This is a genomic window from Alistipes sp. i18-0019-D1 (assembly GCF_042852885.1).
Classification (GTDB): Bacteria; Bacteroidota; Bacteroidia; order Bacteroidales; family Rikenellaceae; genus Alistipes.
Genome location: NZ_AP031424.1, coordinates 3,076,738 through 3,093,155 on the forward strand (window position 1 = coordinate 3,076,738; position 16,418 = coordinate 3,093,155).

Genomic DNA, 16,418 nt, shown 5'->3' on the forward strand with positions numbered 1-16,418 from the left:
GAAATCGAATTTGAGAAAAAATTTGCTGATCGTCGTTCTGGCGATGTGCGCGGCGTGTGCCGAACAGAAAAATGGAGCGGTGATCGACCTCTCCGGGACCTGGACGGTCGCCCTGGATTCGACTGATACGGGGCTTTCGAACGGGTGGGAGAACCGGGCGTTCGCGCAGCCGATCCAACTTCCCGGAACGACCGACGATGCCGGAATCGGCACTCCCTGCGCATTGGATGCGAAACTGGAAAAGCCGCAGCTGCTCCACCTGACGCGCAAACACAGTTACATCGGTCCGGCGTGGTATACGCGCGAAGTGGAGATTCCGGAGGCATGGAACGGCCGCCGCATCGAACTCGGACTGGAGCGGGTGATTTGGACCACCGACGTCTGGGTCGACGGCGTGAAGGCCGGGCCGGGCGAGCGGAGCCTTACGACGCCCCACCGCTACGACCTGACGCAATGGCTCACCCCGGGGCGCCACCGGCTGACCGTCCGGGTCGACAACCGGAAGAAATACGACCTGTCGGTGCGCAATCTGGCGCACGCTTATACCGATGACACGCAGATTATCTGGAACGGCATTGTCGGCGAAATGAGCCTGACAGCCTTCGGAACGGTGCGTTTCGTCGCCATTGACGTGACGCCGGATGTCGGGGGCGGGCAGGTTGAGGTCGCCGCGACGCTGAAGAGCGTTTCGCCCGTGCCTGTCGGAGGAGAACTCCGTTTCGAGGTGACCGACCGGACGACCGGGAAGCAGGTGGCGGCACGGAGCGTGCCGTGCCGCCTCGAACCCGGTTCGGAGACCGGGATGAACGAGACGCTTCGGTTGGACGGCGACGTGAAATTGTGGAACGAGTTTACGCCCAACCTCTACGAGGTGACGGTCGCTTTCGACGGCGGCGGAAACCGCGCGGAGCGGAGCGAGGTGTTCGGGATGCGTTCGATTGCGGCCGACGGAAACAGACTGCTCGTAAACGGAACTCCGGCCTTTATGCGCGGAACGCTCGAATGCTGCATCTTCCCGCTGACGGGCTATCCTCCCACGGACCCGGAGGGGTGGGAAAAGGTTTTCCGCACGGCGAAGGAGTGGGGGTTGAACCACCTGCGGTTCCATTCGTGGTGTCCGCCGAAGGCCGCTTTCGAGGTCGCTGACCGGTTGGGCATGTACCTGCAGGTGGAGCTGCCGGTCTGGACGCTCAATATCGGCGCCGACTCGCTGGCCACGGCTTTCATGTACGAGGAGGGCGAGCGGATGCTCGCCGCCTACGGAAACCATCCTTCGTTCTGCTTCATGAGCCTGGGCAACGAACTTCAGCCGGATTTCGGGGTGCTCAACGCCATGCGTAGCCATTTCCAGCGGATTGATCCGCGGCGGCTTTACACGGCGTCGTCGTTTACGTTCGAAAAGGGGCACGGCGTCTGGCCCGAACCGGGCGACGATTTCTACGTGACGCAGTGGACGAAGAAGGGCTGGGTTCGCGGTCAGGGGGTGTTCGACAGCGAATCGCCGCGTTTCGACCGCGATTTCTCGCAGGCTGTCGGCGGGATGCAGGTCCCGCTCATCACCCACGAGATCGGGCAGTATGCGGTTTATCCCGACCTCGCGGAGATCCCCAAATATACGGGCGTGCTGGAGCCGCTCAATTTCAGGGCCGTTGAAAACGACCTGAAAGCCAAAGGGCTGCTTCAGAAGGCTCCGGCCTATACCGAGGCGAGCGGCCGGCTGGCGGCGATCCTATACAAGGAGGAGATCGAGCGGGCGCTCAAGACGGCGGGCATCAGCGGTTTTCAGTTGCTCGACCTGCATGATTTCCCCGGGCAGGGTACGGCGTTGGTCGGTCTGCTGGACGCTTTCTGGGACAGCAAGGGAGTGATTACGGCCGAACGTTTCCGGAATTTCTGCTCTCCCGTGACGCCGCTGCTTCGTTTTGCCAAGGCCGCCTATACGAACGACGAGCATTTCCTTGCCGAGATCGAGGTGAGTAATTACGGTGAGAAGGCTCTGCCGGGACAGGTTGTCGGCTGGTCCGTTGCGGACGGCGGGACGGTGCTGGCCGAAGGGACCCTTCCGGCAAGGGACCTCGCCGTCGGTTACAATGCCGCCCTGGGCGGGATCGATGTGCCGCTTGCCGGGGTCGAAACGGCGAAAGCCCTGACCGTGCGGGTGAAGCTGGACGGTACGCCGTATGAAAATTCATGGTCGATATGGGTTTATCCCGCCGGTATCGGTCCGCAGTTCGGAGAGGTCGTTTATACCCGCGACTTCGGAGAGGCACGGCGGCGGGTTGCCGAAGGCCGAAAGGTGCTGTTCAATCCGGACTGGCGGAAACTGAAAGGCGTCGAAGGAAAATTCGTTCCGGTATTCTGGAGTCCGGTGCATTTTCCGGCACAGGCTGGTTCGATGGGCGTGCTGTGCGATCCGGACCACCCCGTATTCGCCGCTTTCCCGACGGCCATGCACTCCGACTGGCAGTGGTGGGACCTCTGCAAGAGGTCGGTGGCGATGGTGACGGACAGTATCCGGGGCGGCACTCCGCTGGTGGAGATGGTCGATAATTTCACCAACAACCGCCGGCTTGCGACGCTCTACGAAGGCCGTGTCGGGAAGGGCGAACTGGTGATCGCCTCGTTCGATTTGCAGAGCGATCTGGACGACCGTCCCGTTGCCCGGCAGATGCTCTGCTCGATTCTCGCCTACATGAACAGCGACCGTTTCGATCCGGAGCCTATTGCGAATCCCGAGGTGATCGGGGAGTTGATGAAGCAATAAGTCTCTGTGAAAAGCGCCTCGGAATCTTCTGTTTCCGAGGCGCTTTTGATGATAGTCCTGATCGGTTGAGGGGACGTATTAGCGAAAAAAGGCGGATACCGAGGTATCCGCCGCGCTAAAAACCTCCTTGCGAAGGGCTATTTAACTGCTTTAACTATTGCTTCGAATGCCTGCGGCTCGTTCATTGCCAGGTCGGCCATCACCTTGCGGTTGAGGACGATTCCCTTGGCGTTGAGTTTGCCGATAAACTGTGAATAGGTCATTCCCTGGGCGCGGACGGCGGCGTTGATACGCGTGATCCACAGCGAACGGAATGTCCGCTTCTTGAGGGCGCGGTGTGCATAAGCATAGCACAGACCCTTTTCGACCGTATTTTTCGCAACGGTCCAAACGTTTCCCCTTGAACCAAAGTTACCTTTGGCAAGTTTCAAAACTTTCTTTCGACGTGCGCGTGACGCGACAGCGTTTACTGAACGTGGCATATTGTAAAGTTTTTGGAGGACTGCCAGCGATACGGTTCTCCCGCATTCTTTGGGGCTGGTTCGTCCCGATGATTAATTAGGAGTCCGACGAATTTTTTGTTGTTTGTTTTCCCGAGGTCTTTTTTCTATGAAACTCGTCTGACTCCTATTACGGCGTTTGCAACGCCTGGTTCCATAGTTAAAATTCCTCTCGCTCCTCCTTTGTAAAGGGGGAAGACGGTTGCCTACCCGCGACTATTTAACGAGTAAGTTCTTGATTTTGGCCTCATCGACCGCAGAAACGGTTCCCGAATAGCAGAGGTTGCGCTTCTGTTTCGTCGTCTTTTTGGTCAGGATGTGACTGTGATAAGCGTGTTTGCGCTTGATCTTTCCTGTGCCGGTGAAGGTAAAACGCTTCTTCGCAGCGGCATTGGTTTTCATTTTCGGCATTGTCGTAAATAGTTAATTAGTTAAACATAGCCTGCAAAAATACGAAATTTTTCCCACAGTGCAACCTTCCCGCCGAAATTTCTTCGCAATCCGGGATTTTTTCTTATATTTGATGTCGTAACGACACTTTCGGCGGGGGCGAATCTTGTGCGGTTCGGTTTTGCAGCGGCCCTACTTTTTCATATATTTGTATGGACCCGAAACGCTCCGGCGGTTGTGTTTCGCGGAGCCGGATGCGGCGGCCGGAGTCCGCACGGAGGGATGTCGGAATTTGTTGTATGAATTTTGCAGGGCGAAGCCCGAAGTGCTTATGGAGATGGAATGGAATTTTATCGTGCGGTTGTGTGTGGCGGGCCTCTGCGGGACGGTCATCGGCCTTGACCGCGAATACCGGGTCAAGGATGCGGGTTTCCGCACCCATTTCCTGGTGGCGCTGGGCAGCGCGCTGATGATGATTGTCTCGCAATACGGGTTCGAGGACTTTCTGGCGACCCACGACGGGCTGCGCCTCGACCCCAGCCGCATCGCGGCGCAGGTGGTCAGCGGCATCGGTTTCATCGGGGCCGGCACGATCATCATTCACCGGCAGCTGGTACGGGGGCTGACTACCGCGGCGAGCCTCTGGGCCACGGCGGGTATCGGTCTGGCCGCAGGGGCGCACATGTACATCGTGGCCGGAGCGGCTACCGCGCTGACGCTGTTCGGACTGGAGGTGCTGACGCTGGTTTTCGGCGGATTGGGGCGGCGGCGGACGATGATCGTCTTCTCGGCCTCGAAGAAGGAGTTCATCGATGCGATGTTCGAGCGCCTCGAAAGCAAGGACTATTCGGTGATCTCCTATGAAGTCGAGACACAGCGCACTTCCGACGGGGTGGTGCACCGTGCCACGATCGTCATCCGGGCCAAAGGGCCGGCCGGCGAGGAGGGGTATATCGACCTGCTGCGCGCCAATCCCGACATTACTGTCGAAAAGATCGTCTGACGCAGATTTCGCCGTCACGGTCTCCGCTTTCGTTTCTCTCCGCCGCTTTGCGTGACGGTGCAGGCGTTTCTGCTTCCGGCGGAATTGCCCGGGAGCTTTTTTCATTGTCCGGTGACCGGCCGGATGGCATTCGTTTGCAAATCGGCCGCCTATATCTGAAAAAGATGTAAACATCTGATATGGACGCATATGTTTGATTTGCAAAAAAAGAAATTAATCTTTAATTTTGCAGCGTTTTTGTATGCGATACGCTGAAAGTTGAATGTTATTTATCTAAAAAATATTTTTCACTTGTATTTATTATTTGAATAATTATTTGCTTATGAGAACCTTACAAAAAAGAAGGGGGGGGGGAATATCAAGTCCCCGAAATTGAGATTGTCGATGTAATGGTCGAGGCGGGATTTGCTACGTCGACCGAAACCGGAGAGTCTACCTCCGGAGGATGGGGTATGACGGATGATTCCGGAGACGGCGAGTGGGAATAACATTGTCTAATTTCAATTTAAGGTAAATCATGAAAAAACTTTGGATAATTGCAGGTTCGGCATTGGTGATGTCCGCCTGCTCGGATAATGATGCTGAAATGCGCCCCACTCCGGCCGGAAATAACGATCTCGTTACGCTTACCGAGATTTCGGCCAGCCTGCCAGCGACCCGCGCGTATCTCGAAGACGTTGAATTCGGTGCGGGTAAAGAGGTTAAAACGCTTTGGTCTTCGGGTGATTATATCACCGTATGGAGCGAGCAGGAGCCGGACAGACTGTTGCTGTACCGTCTGAAATCCGGAGCGGATACTCCGAATGCGGTTTTCGAAGTTGTGGGCAGCGAAGAGGGTGTTCACGGTACCCAGTTCTATGCTTTGTACAACGGTTCTTCGAGTGCATCGAAGCAGATTACGTTGAGTTCGGTGCAGAATAACAATATAAACAGGCCTTCGAACAATATTGCCGAGGGTGCGGCCCCGATGGCTGCTTATGCAGCGGTAGAGGACGGCCACCTTTCGAATGTCAAGTTCGCCTTTAAGAACCTGTGCGGTATTATGGCCGTTACGGTGACTACCGATATCGATGCCACCTTGTCTTCGATCTCGCTCACTTCGACGACGAATCTTGCCGGTAGCGGTGAAGTGAGATTTATCGACGGTGTGCCGTCGTTCCGTGTCACGGCGAACGCAAGCCGTATGATTTCGCGCGAACTCGGTAATCAGGAAGTAAAAGGCGGTGCCCCTGCAACGTTCTATTTTGTGGTTCCGGCCGCATCTTACGGTACGTTGAAAATGGATGTCATGTCTTCGACGAGCCTTGATCCTGTTTGGTCCAGAACGCGTACCATTACCGGTAACGGTCTTTCTATTGGTGCCGGAAGCATAACGCGAATTGCAAATGTTACGGTTAAAACGGCTGCTCCTCATGTTTACGTAGAAGGTGATCTTTATCCTAATGGCGCAACGGGCGACGCTGTTAAAGGTATTGTCTACGAAGTCGCTGAAGATGGCTTGTCGGGTAAAATGATTTATCCTGGAGTTTTGGGTACTGCAAAATGGACGACTTTAGGTGCTGACGGCGATATTCCTCTTTCAGAAAACGGAGAACTCAATATGGAGAAGGCGAAAAAGAATATTGACGCTTTTCCTGCATTTAAGCTCTGTGCCGATCTGCCTGCGGTTGATAACCAAAGTTGGTATATGCCGTCGAGGTCTGAACTTGAGGCTTTAATTCCTTCTATCAATGTGATAAACAGTTCTTATAAAACGCTTAAAGGTGACGATGCCGGATCTTTGATTCCTTTAAATACGGAGACCTCGGTTCGAAATTGGTCATCGACGGGATATGTCGCTCCCAATAATGCGGTCAGAGCATATACCGCTCGCTATAGCTATACTATTGATGAAGAGACGGACGAGGATATATCTGAATGGAAAATTTCAGGCTCCAGTGTTTCGAGTGCTTATAATGTTCTTGCAATCACTAAATTTAAATCCAAGTAATAAGCTTTGCTTTTAATAAAAACGATCTGCCCGAAAGGACAGATCGTTTTTTTGTCCGCTTTTCACCAAGCAGGCCGGACGGAGCTTTATCGGCCTGTCCTTTTTGGGAAAGCCGTGTCAATAGTAGCGGGCGATCTCTTTGAGTTGCGGATCGTGTGCCATGTCGTTGGGATTCGTGCCGGGGATACCCTCGGGGATTTCTTCACCCAGTTTGGCGAACAAGTCGACCCAGAACTGCGGCATCGTGCCGTCCGCCGCGCGGAAATTCATCGGCCGGGCCGGAAAGAGACGGCTGCCGTCCGGGGCGAGATAACTTTCCCATACCAATTCACTGCAATAGAGCTGGCCGTTATCCGGCCGGAACGAGTAGTCGTAGGGTTGTCCGAGAAATGTCGCGGCCCGTGCGACCGCTGCCGTGACACCCGTCGTGTCGCGCAGACGCATTGCCACCACCGCCGGACGGCCTTCGATCTGCTGCGCGCGGGCGAGAAAATCCGCCAGCGCCGTCATCCGTACGCCGCCGTCGCTCGTGGCTTCCAGCACCGAATCGGCTCCGCCTGCCGGAACCGCAATTCCCACGTGCGAGTAATTCAGTTGCCTCGCTTTGCCCGTTGCGGCGGTGATCGCTCCGGTCATTTCCGAAGTTTTTCCGGCCAGGAACAGTAAATCGCCCGGGCGCAGATCCGGGAGGTTTCGGCCGCAGGAAACGGCGGAAAAGAGTATACTTATATATAATAAAGACCGCATGGCTGTTGTTTTGAATTTGTCACCGCAAAGATATTAAAATATTTTTAGAACTAACTCGCTGATCCATAATCGGGTGTAAAAGCTTCGCGAAAATTGTCGAAAAAAAGTCCTCGAATTATTTGGAAGTTGTCCGGAAAAGTCCTTATCTTTGCACCCGCTTCGAGAGAGAAACACCGCTCGAAAGCGACAAAAACAGGTTCTGAAAAATTTTGAAAAAAGTTCCGAAATCTTTTGGAGATTCAGAAAAATGACTTACCTTTGCACCCGCTTCGAATGCAACACACGGTTCGAAACGATACGAAAAAAGGTTCTGAAAAAATTCTGAAAAATTCTTTCAAAAAGATTTGGTGGTTCGAAAATAAACACTTACCTTTGCACCACTTTCCGCTGAAAAATCGCGGTCAGAACAACGGGAGAGGCCGAAAGGCGGACCCTGGCAAAATGAAAGAAATTGTTCTTATAGTAATATATTGAACAGCGTTCTTTGAAGTATTTGAGCAGCTAAAAGTTTTTTCCACTCTCGCAAGAGAGTGATTTCAAACAATACCTTTGAGATTAGAGCTAAAGATTTAGAACAAAACATTTTATACAATGGAGAGTTTGATCCTGGCTCAGGATGAACGCTAGCGGCAGGCCTAACACATGCAAGTCGAGGGGCATCACAGGTAGCAATACCGGGTGGCGACCGGCGCACGGGTGCGTAACGCGTATGCAACCTACCCATAACAGGGGGATAACACTGAGAAATTGGTACTAATACCCCATAACATCAGAACCGGCATCGGTTTTGGTTGAAAACTCCGGTGGTTATGGATGGGCATGCGTTGTATTAGCTGGTTGGTGAGGTAACGGCTCACCAAGGCAACGATACATAGGGGGACTGAGAGGTTAACCCCCCACATTGGTACTGAGACACGGACCAAACTCCTACGGGAGGCAGCAGTGAGGAATATTGGTCAATGGACGCAAGTCTGAACCAGCCATGCCGCGTGCAGGAAGACGGCTCTATGAGTTGTAAACTGCTTTTGTACGAGGGTAAACGCTTCTACGTGTAGGAGCCTGAAAGTATCGTACGAATAAGGATCGGCTAACTCCGTGCCAGCAGCCGCGGTAATACGGAGGATCCAAGCGTTATCCGGATTTATTGGGTTTAAAGGGTGCGTAGGCGGTTTGATAAGTTAGAGGTGAAATACCGGTGCTTAACACCGGAACTGCCTCTAATACTGTTGAACTAGAGAGTAGTTGCGGTAGGCGGAATGTATGGTGTAGCGGTGAAATGCTTAGAGATCATACAGAACACCGATTGCGAAGGCAGCTTACCAAACTATATCTGACGTTGAGGCACGAAAGCGTGGGGAGCAAACAGGATTAGATACCCTGGTAGTCCACGCAGTAAACGATGATAACTCGCTGTCGGCGATACACAGTCGGCGGCTAAGCGAAAGCGATAAGTTATCCACCTGGGGAGTACGTTCGCAAGAATGAAACTCAAAGGAATTGACGGGGGCCCGCACAAGCGGAGGAACATGTGGTTTAATTCGATGATACGCGAGGAACCTTACCCGGGCTTGAAAGTTACTGACGATTCTGGAAACAGGATTTCCCTTCGGGGCAGGAAACTAGGTGCTGCATGGTTGTCGTCAGCTCGTGCCGTGAGGTGTCGGGTTAAGTCCCATAACGAGCGCAACCCCTACCGTTAGTTGCCATCAGGTCAAGCTGGGCACTCTGGCGGGACTGCCGGTGTAAGCCGAGAGGAAGGTGGGGATGACGTCAAATCAGCACGGCCCTTACGTCCGGGGCTACACACGTGTTACAATGGTAGGTACAGAGGGCAGCTACCCAGTGATGGGATGCGAATCTCGAAAGCCTATCTCAGTTCGGATCGGAGGCTGAAACCCGCCTCCGTGAAGTTGGATTCGCTAGTAATCGCGCATCAGCCATGGCGCGGTGAATACGTTCCCGGGCCTTGTACACACCGCCCGTCAAGCCATGGAAGCTGGGGGTGCCTGAAGTTCGTGACCGCAAGGAGCGACCTAGGGCAAAACCGGTGACTGGGGCTAAGTCGTAACAAGGTAGCCGTACCGGAAGGTGCGGCTGGAACACCTCCTTTCTGGAGCCTTGTTTCAAAGGTAAATTTAGCTGCTCACTTCAAAGAAACGTTACAGCAGCACCGCTTTAGGCGTAGGTTCGAACCGAGTGCTGCTCACAGCGAAGCGATTCGCAGCGTTCATTGACATGATTAAGGAGATGAGATAGAGTTCCGTCACACAGCTCAATAGGGTGTGATGGAAGTTGTAAGAAAGTAAATAAGGGCGTATGGGGAATGCCTAGGCTCTTGGAGGCGAAGAAAGACGTGGTAAGCTGCGAAAAGCTCCGGGGATTTGCAAACAAGATTTGATCCGGAGATTTCTGAATGGGACAACCCGTCAGGTAGAAGACCTGACACATCGAAAGATGGGCCAACCCTCTGAACTGAAACATCTTAGTAGGAGGAGGAAAAGAAAGAAACATCGATTTCCAGAGTAGCGGCGAGCGAAATGGAAACAGCCTAAACCGGTATTGTTACGGCAATGCCGGGGTTGTAGGACTGCAACATTCGACAGACAACGAACTGGAACGATCTGGAAAGTTCGTCCATAGAGGGTGAAAGACCCGTACAGGTAAGTTCGTCATAAGATAGCAGTATCCTGAGTAGGGCGGGACACGAGGAATCCTGTCTGAATCCGCCGGGACCACCCGGTAAGGCTAAATACTCCCAAGAGACCGATAGTGAACCAGTACCGTGAGGGAAAGGTGAAAAGAACCCCGAACAGGGGAGTGAAATAGAACCTGAAACCATACGCTTACAACCGGTCGGAGCAGCTTCGTGCTGTGACGGCGTGCCTATTGAATAATGAGCCTACGAGTTACTAATCACTGGCGAGGTTAAGTGCACGGATGCACGGAGCCGAAGCGAAAGCGAGTCTGAACAGGGCGGCTAGTCAGTGGTTGTAGACGCGAAACCTTGCGATCTACCCTTGAGCAGGTTGAAGGTTGGGTAAAACCAACTGGAGGACCGAACGAATAAGCGTTGAAAAGCTTCTCGATGACTTGAGGGTAGGGGTGAAAGGCTAATCAAGCTGGGAAATAGCTCGTACTCCCCGAAATGCCTTTAGGGGCAGCGTTGTAATTGAGAGTCTACTGGAGGTAGAGCTACTGATTGGATGCGGGGGCTTCACCGCCTACCAAATCCTGACAAACTCCGAATGCCAGTAGTATGATTTACAGCAGTGAGCGACCGGGTGCTAATGTCCGGTTACGAGAGTGGAACAACACAGACCAGCAACTAAGGTCCCGAAGAGTATACTAAGTTGATCTAACGATGTTTTGCTGCAGAGACAGCTAGGATGTTAGCTTGGAAGCAGCTATTCATTCAAAGAGTGCGTAACAGCTCACTAGTCGAGCGGCAAAGCGTGGATAATAAACGGGCATCAAGTATACCACCGAAGTTCTGGGCACGAAAGTGCGGTAGGGGAGCATTCCATTGACGTCGAAGCCATTCCGCGAGGATAGGTGGAGTTTATGGAAAAGCAAATGTAGGCATGAGTAACGATAATGCGGGAGAGTAACCCGCACACCGCAAGACCAAGGTTTCCTGATCAACGCTAATCGGATCAGGGTTAGTCGGGTCCTAAGGGTAAGCCGAACGGTGATCTCGATGGACAATCGGTTAATATTCCGATACTAACATATACCTCGATGGAGAGACGAAGGAACGTAAGTGACGCCGCCTGACGGAATAGGTGGTTAAAGGGCGTAGGTATAGGGACAGATTAAGAGTTAGTCCTTGCTGAACCCCGACAGTACGGAGCGGCTACGGCCAATCCGATAGTTCACCCAAGTCGACTTCCGAGAAAATCTTCTAAGTTATAGTATATGTTACCCGTACCGTAAACCGACACAGGTGGTCGAGGAGAGTATCCTAAGGTGCTCGAGTGAATCACGGTTAAGGAACTAGGCAAATTAACCCCGTAACTTCGGGAAAAGGGGTCCCACCGCGAGGTGGGCGCAGCGAAGAGGTCCAGGCGACTGTTTATCAAAAACACAGGGCTCTGCAAATTCGAAAGAAGACGTATAGGGCCTGACACCTGCCCGGTGCTGGAAGGTTAAGAGGGGATGTCATCGCAAGAGAAGCATTGAATCGAAGCCCCAGTAAACGGCGGCCGTAACTATAACGGTCCTAAGGTAGCGAAATTCCTTGTCGGGTAAGTTCCGACCTGCACGAATGGTGTAACGATCTGGACACTGTCTCAACCGTGAGCTCGGTGAAATTGTAGTCCCGGTGATGATGCCGGGTACCCGCAACGGGACGAAAAGACCCCGTGAACCTTTACTATAGCTTAACGCTGAATTTGGGTACACAATGTGTAGGATAGGCCGGAGACAGTGAAGCGGGTACGCCAGTATTCGTGGAGTCAACGTTGAAATACGGCCCTTTGTGTACTTGGATTCTAACCCTCGAGAGGGGACACCGTTTGGTGGGTAGTTTGACTGGGGTGGTCGCCTCCAAAAGCGTAACGGAGGCTTCCCAAGGTACCCTCAGCACGAATGGTAACCGTGCGTAGAGTGCAATAGCATAAGGGTGCTTGACTGTGAGACTTACAAGTCGACCAGGTGCGAAAGCAGGGTATAGTGATCCGGTGGTTCTGTGTGGACTGGCCATCGCTCAAAGGATAAAAGGTACTCCGGGGATAACAGGCTGATCGCCGCCAAGAGCTCATATCGACGCGGCGGTTTGGCACCTCGATGTCGGCTCGTCACATCCTGGGGCTGGAGAAGGTCCCAAGGGTTCGGCTGTTCGCCGATTAAAGTGGCACGCGAGCTGGGTTCAGAACGTCGTGAGACAGTTCGGTCTCTATCTGTTGCGGGCGTAGGAAAATTGAGGGGTCCTGACTTTAGTACGAGAGGACCGAGTTGGACGAACCTCCGGTGTATCGGTTATGCTGCCAAGTGTACCGCCGAGTAGCCGCGTTCGGTTTGGATAAGCGCTGAAAGCATCTAAGCGCGAAGCCATCCCCAAGATAAGTTTTCCCTTGAGGGGCGTAGGAGACTACTACGTTGATAGGCTGCAGGTGTAAAGACAGTAATGTCAAAGCCGAGCAGTACTAATTACCCGAACGGCTTTTTTACAGCAATTCTTTATCTCATTTCCCTAATATGTCAACTCTTACCGGGTGCGACGGATTGTGATGATCTAAAGGCATCACTCGCACGGCTTCGATAAACTGAAGCATAGGTTCTTTTAGGTGGTTATAGCAGTGAGGTTCCACCTCTTCCCATTCCGAACAGAGAAGTTAAGCTCACTTACGCCGATGGTACTGCGGTTTTCCCGTGGGAGAGTAGGTAGCCGCCTCTTCAAGCCGGATCCTGATACAGGGTCCGGCTTTCTTTTTTGGGGTTGTGTAGATACGTCGCTCTGCATGCTGCCTGCCGTTGGTGCGGCTGACCTTGAATCGGCGGTGCCGCCGACTATATTGATAATCCCTCCAAACCTCCCTTTTCAAAGGGAGGTTTTTGTTTATAGAAGATTTATCGGAAGGTTCGTCAATCGCCAATATTTATGTGAGGCAGGTACGAATCGACTCTCTTAAAGCCGCTTAGATTCGTGAATAATTGCTATATTGGGAAAAACCTGAAAAGACCTATGACTGAATATGTGCGAAATGCTTCGGATGACGGAGCTGTTAAGGCCGAAATCATCGCTTTGGAAAAACAGGCTTTGGAGCGGTGGAACGACGGGGATCCCGATGGATTTATCGAACTTTCGGCTGACGATGTGGTCTACATGGACCCGGCTTTCGAACATAAACTCGAAGGTCGAAAAGCCCTGGAGGCTTATTATGACCAGGTTCGGGGGAAGATCAAAATAGATTCCTATGAAATGGTGGACCCTGTAGTCCGCTCCTTGCAGGATGCAGCCGTGTTGACGTATAATTACGAGGCCCGCCGGGACGGACAGTTATTCCGGATGAACTGCACGGAGGTTTACCGGTTGAATCCCTCCGGATGTTGGAAAATTATCCACACGCATTGGTCCTTTATTCAGCCGAACAACTGATATTCCATCGCTTATGATCGAAATACCCGAATCGAAAACCGTTGCGCGCCAGGTCCGTGAGACGCTGGCGGGACATACTGTGACCGATGTGTTCAATGCCACGCATCCGCACAAGTTCACCTGGTATTCGGGTGATCCGCTCGAATACCGAAAATTGCTGACCGGCCGGAGAATCGTCGGGGCGGAAGGTTACGGCGCATTTGTCGACATATTGCTGGACGACGACGTGCACCTCCTCCTATCGGACGGTGTGAACCTGCGCCTTTATGCTTCCGAGGCCGGGATACCCGCGAAATACCAGCTGCTCGTCACGCTTGACGACGAGCGTTTTCTGGTTTTTACCGTTGCGATGTACGGAGGTATCCTTGCTTTCCGGGGTGATTTCGAGAATCCTTATTACCGGGGTGCGAAGACGAAATATTCACCGCTCGATGCGGAGTTCGACACCGGATATTTCCGGAGCCTGCTGGCCGGTGCGAAGCCGAATCTCTCGGCAAAGGCTTTCCTGGCCACGGAGCAACGCATTCCGGGACTCGGGAACGGGGTGTTGCAGGACATTCTTTTCCGGGCAGGCATCCATCCCAAACGCAAACTCGCCACACTGGACGAAGAGGATGCCGAACGGCTTTTCAGAACGGTAAAAAGCCTCCTGACAGAGATGACCCGCCGTAACGGGCGCGATACGGAGAAGGATCTTTTCGGGAATTGCGGAGGGTATGCCGTGCAGCTTTCGCGCAACACCTGTGCGGACCCTTGTCCGGTCTGCGGCGGATCAATCGTCAAGGAGGCTTATCTGGGCGGTGCAGTCTACTATTGTCCCCGCTGCCAGCCGCTGAAATGAATCTTTAAGGCTCGTCCGAAAAATACCTCCACGTGCGCCACCGGCTGTGCAGGCCGCAATGCGAGCAGTAGAGTTTGTAAACTCCCTTGCCGTATTTGTGTGCCCGCAGATTGCGTGTGTGGCATTGCGGGCAGCGGGAGGTGTTGAGCCAGTGTTCGTAGCACTGGAAGATCACGAGGTTGAACAGGCTTAACAGGATGCAGGCGCATCCGACAGCGCCTGTATCGCCGAGAAAGAGCGGGACGAGACAGCCGATCAGCACGATGATCAGCACGACGAGGCCGATGCCCTGTATCGCTTCGTTGGGGAGTTGGCGTATGCGCCACATCGGACGCGTAACGAGGATGCCCGCGACGGCAGGCAGGATACAGATCGTGAGAAGCAGGAGGTAGGCTTTCATGGTGAGATGTACGCCTGTCCCGCAGCGCATGGAATTAAGTTCGGATTCGGAAAGGATCATAAAAAACGTGGGACAAAACTCTGATTTGCTTTCTGAGGCTCTGGAATAACCTGGCAACCAAATGCAGAATGAAGCCCACGTTGGAAACGTGAGCGTCAAACTTCATTCCTTGGTTGCTCTTTAAATTTTCCAGATTTTCAGAAAGCAAGGTACAAAGCTAACGCTTTTTATGTGTGTGCGCCGTCGCCTTTCGTGCGCAATCGGCGCTTTTTTGTTGTATTACTGCGACTTTGTGCGTTATTTCATCGGCGATTCAGTTGTTAGTGACGTACAAATATAAGAAAAACATCCGGAATTCCGGATGTTTTTCGGCTTGTGTGTTTAAAAGTTGTGCTGCGGCGTTCCCCTTCCGGACCCGGTTTCACGGGCTTTTCTACGGATTCCGGCGGGAGTAGGCTCGGCTACCTGTTCTGCTGCTGTGCGGCCGTGTAGGCATCGGCTTTCTCCTTCATGCGGGCCGCGCGCTTTTCGCTGTCGGGGTGCGAGGAGAACATCTTCTGTACGATGGAGGCTTTGGCGCCCTTGGAGAGCTCGACCAGCTTATTGAGCGAGTTGGCCATGCCGTAGGGGCTGAAGCCGTGTTTCACGCAGAACTCGAAACCGTGTTCGTCGGCTTCGTACTCCTGCTTCTGCGAGAACTGCGCATCGGTGAAGGCCGTCACGACCTCGCCCAGCTGCGATTGGCTCAATTTGGCCAGCGCGCTGCCCTCGGCGGCTCCGGCGGCATTGCGGGCTGCGGAGGCGAGGTAGGCGTTCTTCATGGCGTGTTTCGTGTCGGCATGCACGACGTGGCCGATTTCGTGGCCGATGATGGCCATCAGTTCGTCGTCGTCCATCAGGTCCATCAGGGCGGCGAAGACACGGATCGAGCCGTCGCCGCAGGCAAAGGCGTTGACATCGGTTACCAGATAGACCTTGAAGTTCAGCGGTAGCCCGTCGGCGTCGGTGATACCTTCGGTGAGCCGCTTGAGGCGTGCTCCGTAGGTCGTCGTATCGGCGGCCACGGGGTTGTTGGCATCCATCCATTCGACCGATTCGCGGCTCAACCGGGCGATCTCCTCATCGCTGAGCGTGACGGCCTTGGCCACGTCCTTGCCGGCATTGAGCAGTTTTGCGGCATCGATTTTCTTACCGCCGATTTTGAACTGAGCGAAAGCCCCCGCGGGGCAGGCTGCGGCGAGGAGTGCCGCCGCAAACAAAAGAAAAAGTCTCTTCATATCGTATACTGTTTTCAGTGAGGCAAAGATAGTGAAAACATCCGTATTTCGGGACGCTTCCGGGTCTTTAGCGTTCGCAGAACATGCGTTTGATCTCCCGCCAGTCGCCGTCGTTCGGCGCGGGTTCGATGCCCAGCAGGCGGCAGAGGATGAGGTTGATGTTCCGGTTCTGGAACGACCGCTGGCGGAAACCTTCGCGGAAGGCGTCCATCGAGAGAATGACGGCGTATTGTTTCTCCTGCGGAGCCGCGGCAGCGGGGTAGCTGCCTGCACGGTGCGATGCGGTGCGGCCCGCAAGAGAAAGGGCGAGAACGAGGAGTGCGGGTTTTTTCATGGCTCTTCGGTATTGACTGCCGTAAAGATACGAAAAAAGCGCCTTCCCGGTTCGGGAAAGACGCCAGCATATTGC

11 protein-coding genes and 3 rRNA genes are annotated in these 16,418 nt (G+C 53.6%); 8 read left to right on the plus strand and 6 right to left on the minus strand.

Going from position 1 to position 16,418, the window contains the following annotated elements:
- Positions 1-10: 10 nt before the first annotated feature.
- Positions 11-2,764 (plus strand): sugar-binding domain-containing protein, encoded by a 2,754-nt coding sequence (locus ACGHP5_RS12830; RefSeq protein WP_337772545.1) that lies wholly within the window; start codon positions 11-13, stop codon positions 2,762-2,764.
- A gap of 137 nt (positions 2,765-2,901) precedes the next feature.
- Here ACGHP5_RS12830 and rplT read toward each other — a convergent pair whose 3' ends face one another.
- Complete coding sequence (gene rplT, locus ACGHP5_RS12835) at positions 2,902-3,246, minus strand: 50S ribosomal protein L20 (RefSeq protein WP_147620292.1); 345 nt, start codon at positions 3,244-3,246, stop codon at positions 2,902-2,904.
- A gap of 234 nt (positions 3,247-3,480) precedes the next feature.
- Entirely contained in the window at positions 3,481-3,675 is a 195-nt protein-coding gene (gene rpmI / locus ACGHP5_RS12840) for a 50S ribosomal protein L35 (protein ID WP_022333333.1), read from the minus strand.
- A 310-nt stretch (positions 3,676-3,985) separates the two neighbouring features.
- Between rpmI and ACGHP5_RS12845 the strand changes: the two genes are divergently transcribed.
- Together ACGHP5_RS12845 and ACGHP5_RS12850 are read left to right on the plus strand one after the other, a co-directional pair.
- Positions 3,986-4,657 carry an MgtC/SapB family protein gene (locus ACGHP5_RS12845; protein ID WP_295902382.1) on the plus strand — a complete coding sequence of 224 codons (672 nt, stop codon included), beginning with the start codon at positions 3,986-3,988 and terminating at the stop codon, positions 4,655-4,657.
- Positions 4,658-5,174: 517 nt separating this feature from the next.
- Positions 5,175-6,647, plus strand: coding sequence for a hypothetical protein (locus ACGHP5_RS12850; protein WP_337755826.1), 1,473 nt, complete (start codon positions 5,175-5,177; stop codon positions 6,645-6,647).
- Positions 6,648-6,764: 117 nt separating this feature from the next.
- On the opposite strand, the gene ACGHP5_RS12855 is transcribed toward ACGHP5_RS12850, so the two are convergent.
- On the minus strand, positions 6,765-7,394 hold the full coding sequence (locus ACGHP5_RS12855) for a YiiX/YebB-like N1pC/P60 family cysteine hydrolase (RefSeq protein ID WP_390567124.1): 630 nt from the start codon (positions 7,392-7,394) through the stop codon (positions 6,765-6,767).
- A 588-nt stretch (positions 7,395-7,982) separates the two neighbouring features.
- Between ACGHP5_RS12855 and ACGHP5_RS12860 the strand changes: the two genes are divergently transcribed.
- The 5 genes from ACGHP5_RS12860 to ACGHP5_RS12880 all read left to right on the plus strand — a co-directional run bounded on the left by ACGHP5_RS12860 (position 7,983) and on the right by ACGHP5_RS12880 (position 14,332).
- A 16S ribosomal RNA gene (locus ACGHP5_RS12860) occupies positions 7,983-9,504 on the plus strand.
- Positions 9,505-9,690: 186 nt separating this feature from the next.
- Positions 9,691-12,563, plus strand: a 23S ribosomal RNA gene (locus ACGHP5_RS12865).
- Between the two features lie 112 nt (positions 12,564-12,675).
- A 5S ribosomal RNA gene (gene rrf, locus ACGHP5_RS12870) occupies positions 12,676-12,789 on the plus strand.
- The 16S, 23S and 5S rRNA genes sit together here, the layout of an rRNA operon.
- A 288-nt stretch (positions 12,790-13,077) precedes the next feature.
- Entirely contained in the window at positions 13,078-13,491 is a 414-nt protein-coding gene (locus ACGHP5_RS12875; RefSeq protein WP_390567126.1) for a YybH family protein, read from the plus strand.
- Between the two features lie 13 nt (positions 13,492-13,504).
- A complete protein-coding gene (locus ACGHP5_RS12880) occupies positions 13,505-14,332 on the plus strand; it encodes a DNA-formamidopyrimidine glycosylase family protein (RefSeq protein ID WP_337757636.1) in 828 nt (275 codons plus the stop codon).
- Between the two features lie 4 nt (positions 14,333-14,336).
- On the opposite strand, the gene ACGHP5_RS12885 is transcribed toward ACGHP5_RS12880, so the two are convergent.
- From ACGHP5_RS12885 to ACGHP5_RS12895, 3 genes are all read right to left on the minus strand, one after another.
- A complete protein-coding gene (locus ACGHP5_RS12885) occupies positions 14,337-14,732 on the minus strand; it encodes a hypothetical protein (protein ID WP_390567128.1) in 396 nt (131 codons plus the stop codon).
- A 461-nt stretch (positions 14,733-15,193) separates the two neighbouring features.
- On the minus strand, positions 15,194-16,009 hold the full coding sequence (locus tag ACGHP5_RS12890) for a M48 family metallopeptidase (RefSeq protein ID WP_337757633.1): 816 nt from the start codon (positions 16,007-16,009) through the stop codon (positions 15,194-15,196).
- A 67-nt stretch (positions 16,010-16,076) separates the two neighbouring features.
- Complete coding sequence (locus ACGHP5_RS12895; protein WP_390567130.1) at positions 16,077-16,343, minus strand: hypothetical protein; 267 nt, start codon at positions 16,341-16,343, stop codon at positions 16,077-16,079.
- Between the last annotated feature and the right edge of the window lie 75 nt (positions 16,344-16,418).

Excerpts from the sequence above, each read along its gene's own strand:
- rplT (WP_147620292.1), bottom strand. The coding sequence starts at position 3,246 with ATGCCACGTTCAGTAAACGCTGTCGCGTCACGCGCACGTCGAAAGAAA.
- rpmI (WP_022333333.1), bottom strand. The coding sequence starts at position 3,675 with ATGCCGAAAATGAAAACCAATGCCGCTGCGAAGAAGCGTTTTACCTTC.
- ACGHP5_RS12845 (WP_295902382.1), top strand. The coding sequence starts at position 3,986 with ATGGAGATGGAATGGAATTTTATCGTGCGGTTGTGTGTGGCGGGCCTC.
- ACGHP5_RS12850 (WP_337755826.1), top strand. The coding sequence starts at position 5,175 with ATGAAAAAACTTTGGATAATTGCAGGTTCGGCATTGGTGATGTCCGCC.
- ACGHP5_RS12855 (WP_390567124.1), bottom strand. The coding sequence starts at position 7,394 with ATGCGGTCTTTATTATATATAAGTATACTCTTTTCCGCCGTTTCCTGC.
- ACGHP5_RS12875 (WP_390567126.1), top strand. The coding sequence starts at position 13,078 with ATGACTGAATATGTGCGAAATGCTTCGGATGACGGAGCTGTTAAGGCC.
- ACGHP5_RS12880 (WP_337757636.1), top strand. The coding sequence starts at position 13,505 with ATGATCGAAATACCCGAATCGAAAACCGTTGCGCGCCAGGTCCGTGAG.
- ACGHP5_RS12885 (WP_390567128.1), bottom strand. The coding sequence starts at position 14,732 with ATGAAAGCCTACCTCCTGCTTCTCACGATCTGTATCCTGCCTGCCGTC.
- ACGHP5_RS12890 (WP_337757633.1), bottom strand. The coding sequence starts at position 16,009 with ATGAAGAGACTTTTTCTTTTGTTTGCGGCGGCACTCCTCGCCGCAGCC.
- ACGHP5_RS12895 (WP_390567130.1), bottom strand. The coding sequence starts at position 16,343 with ATGAAAAAACCCGCACTCCTCGTTCTCGCCCTTTCTCTTGCGGGCCGC.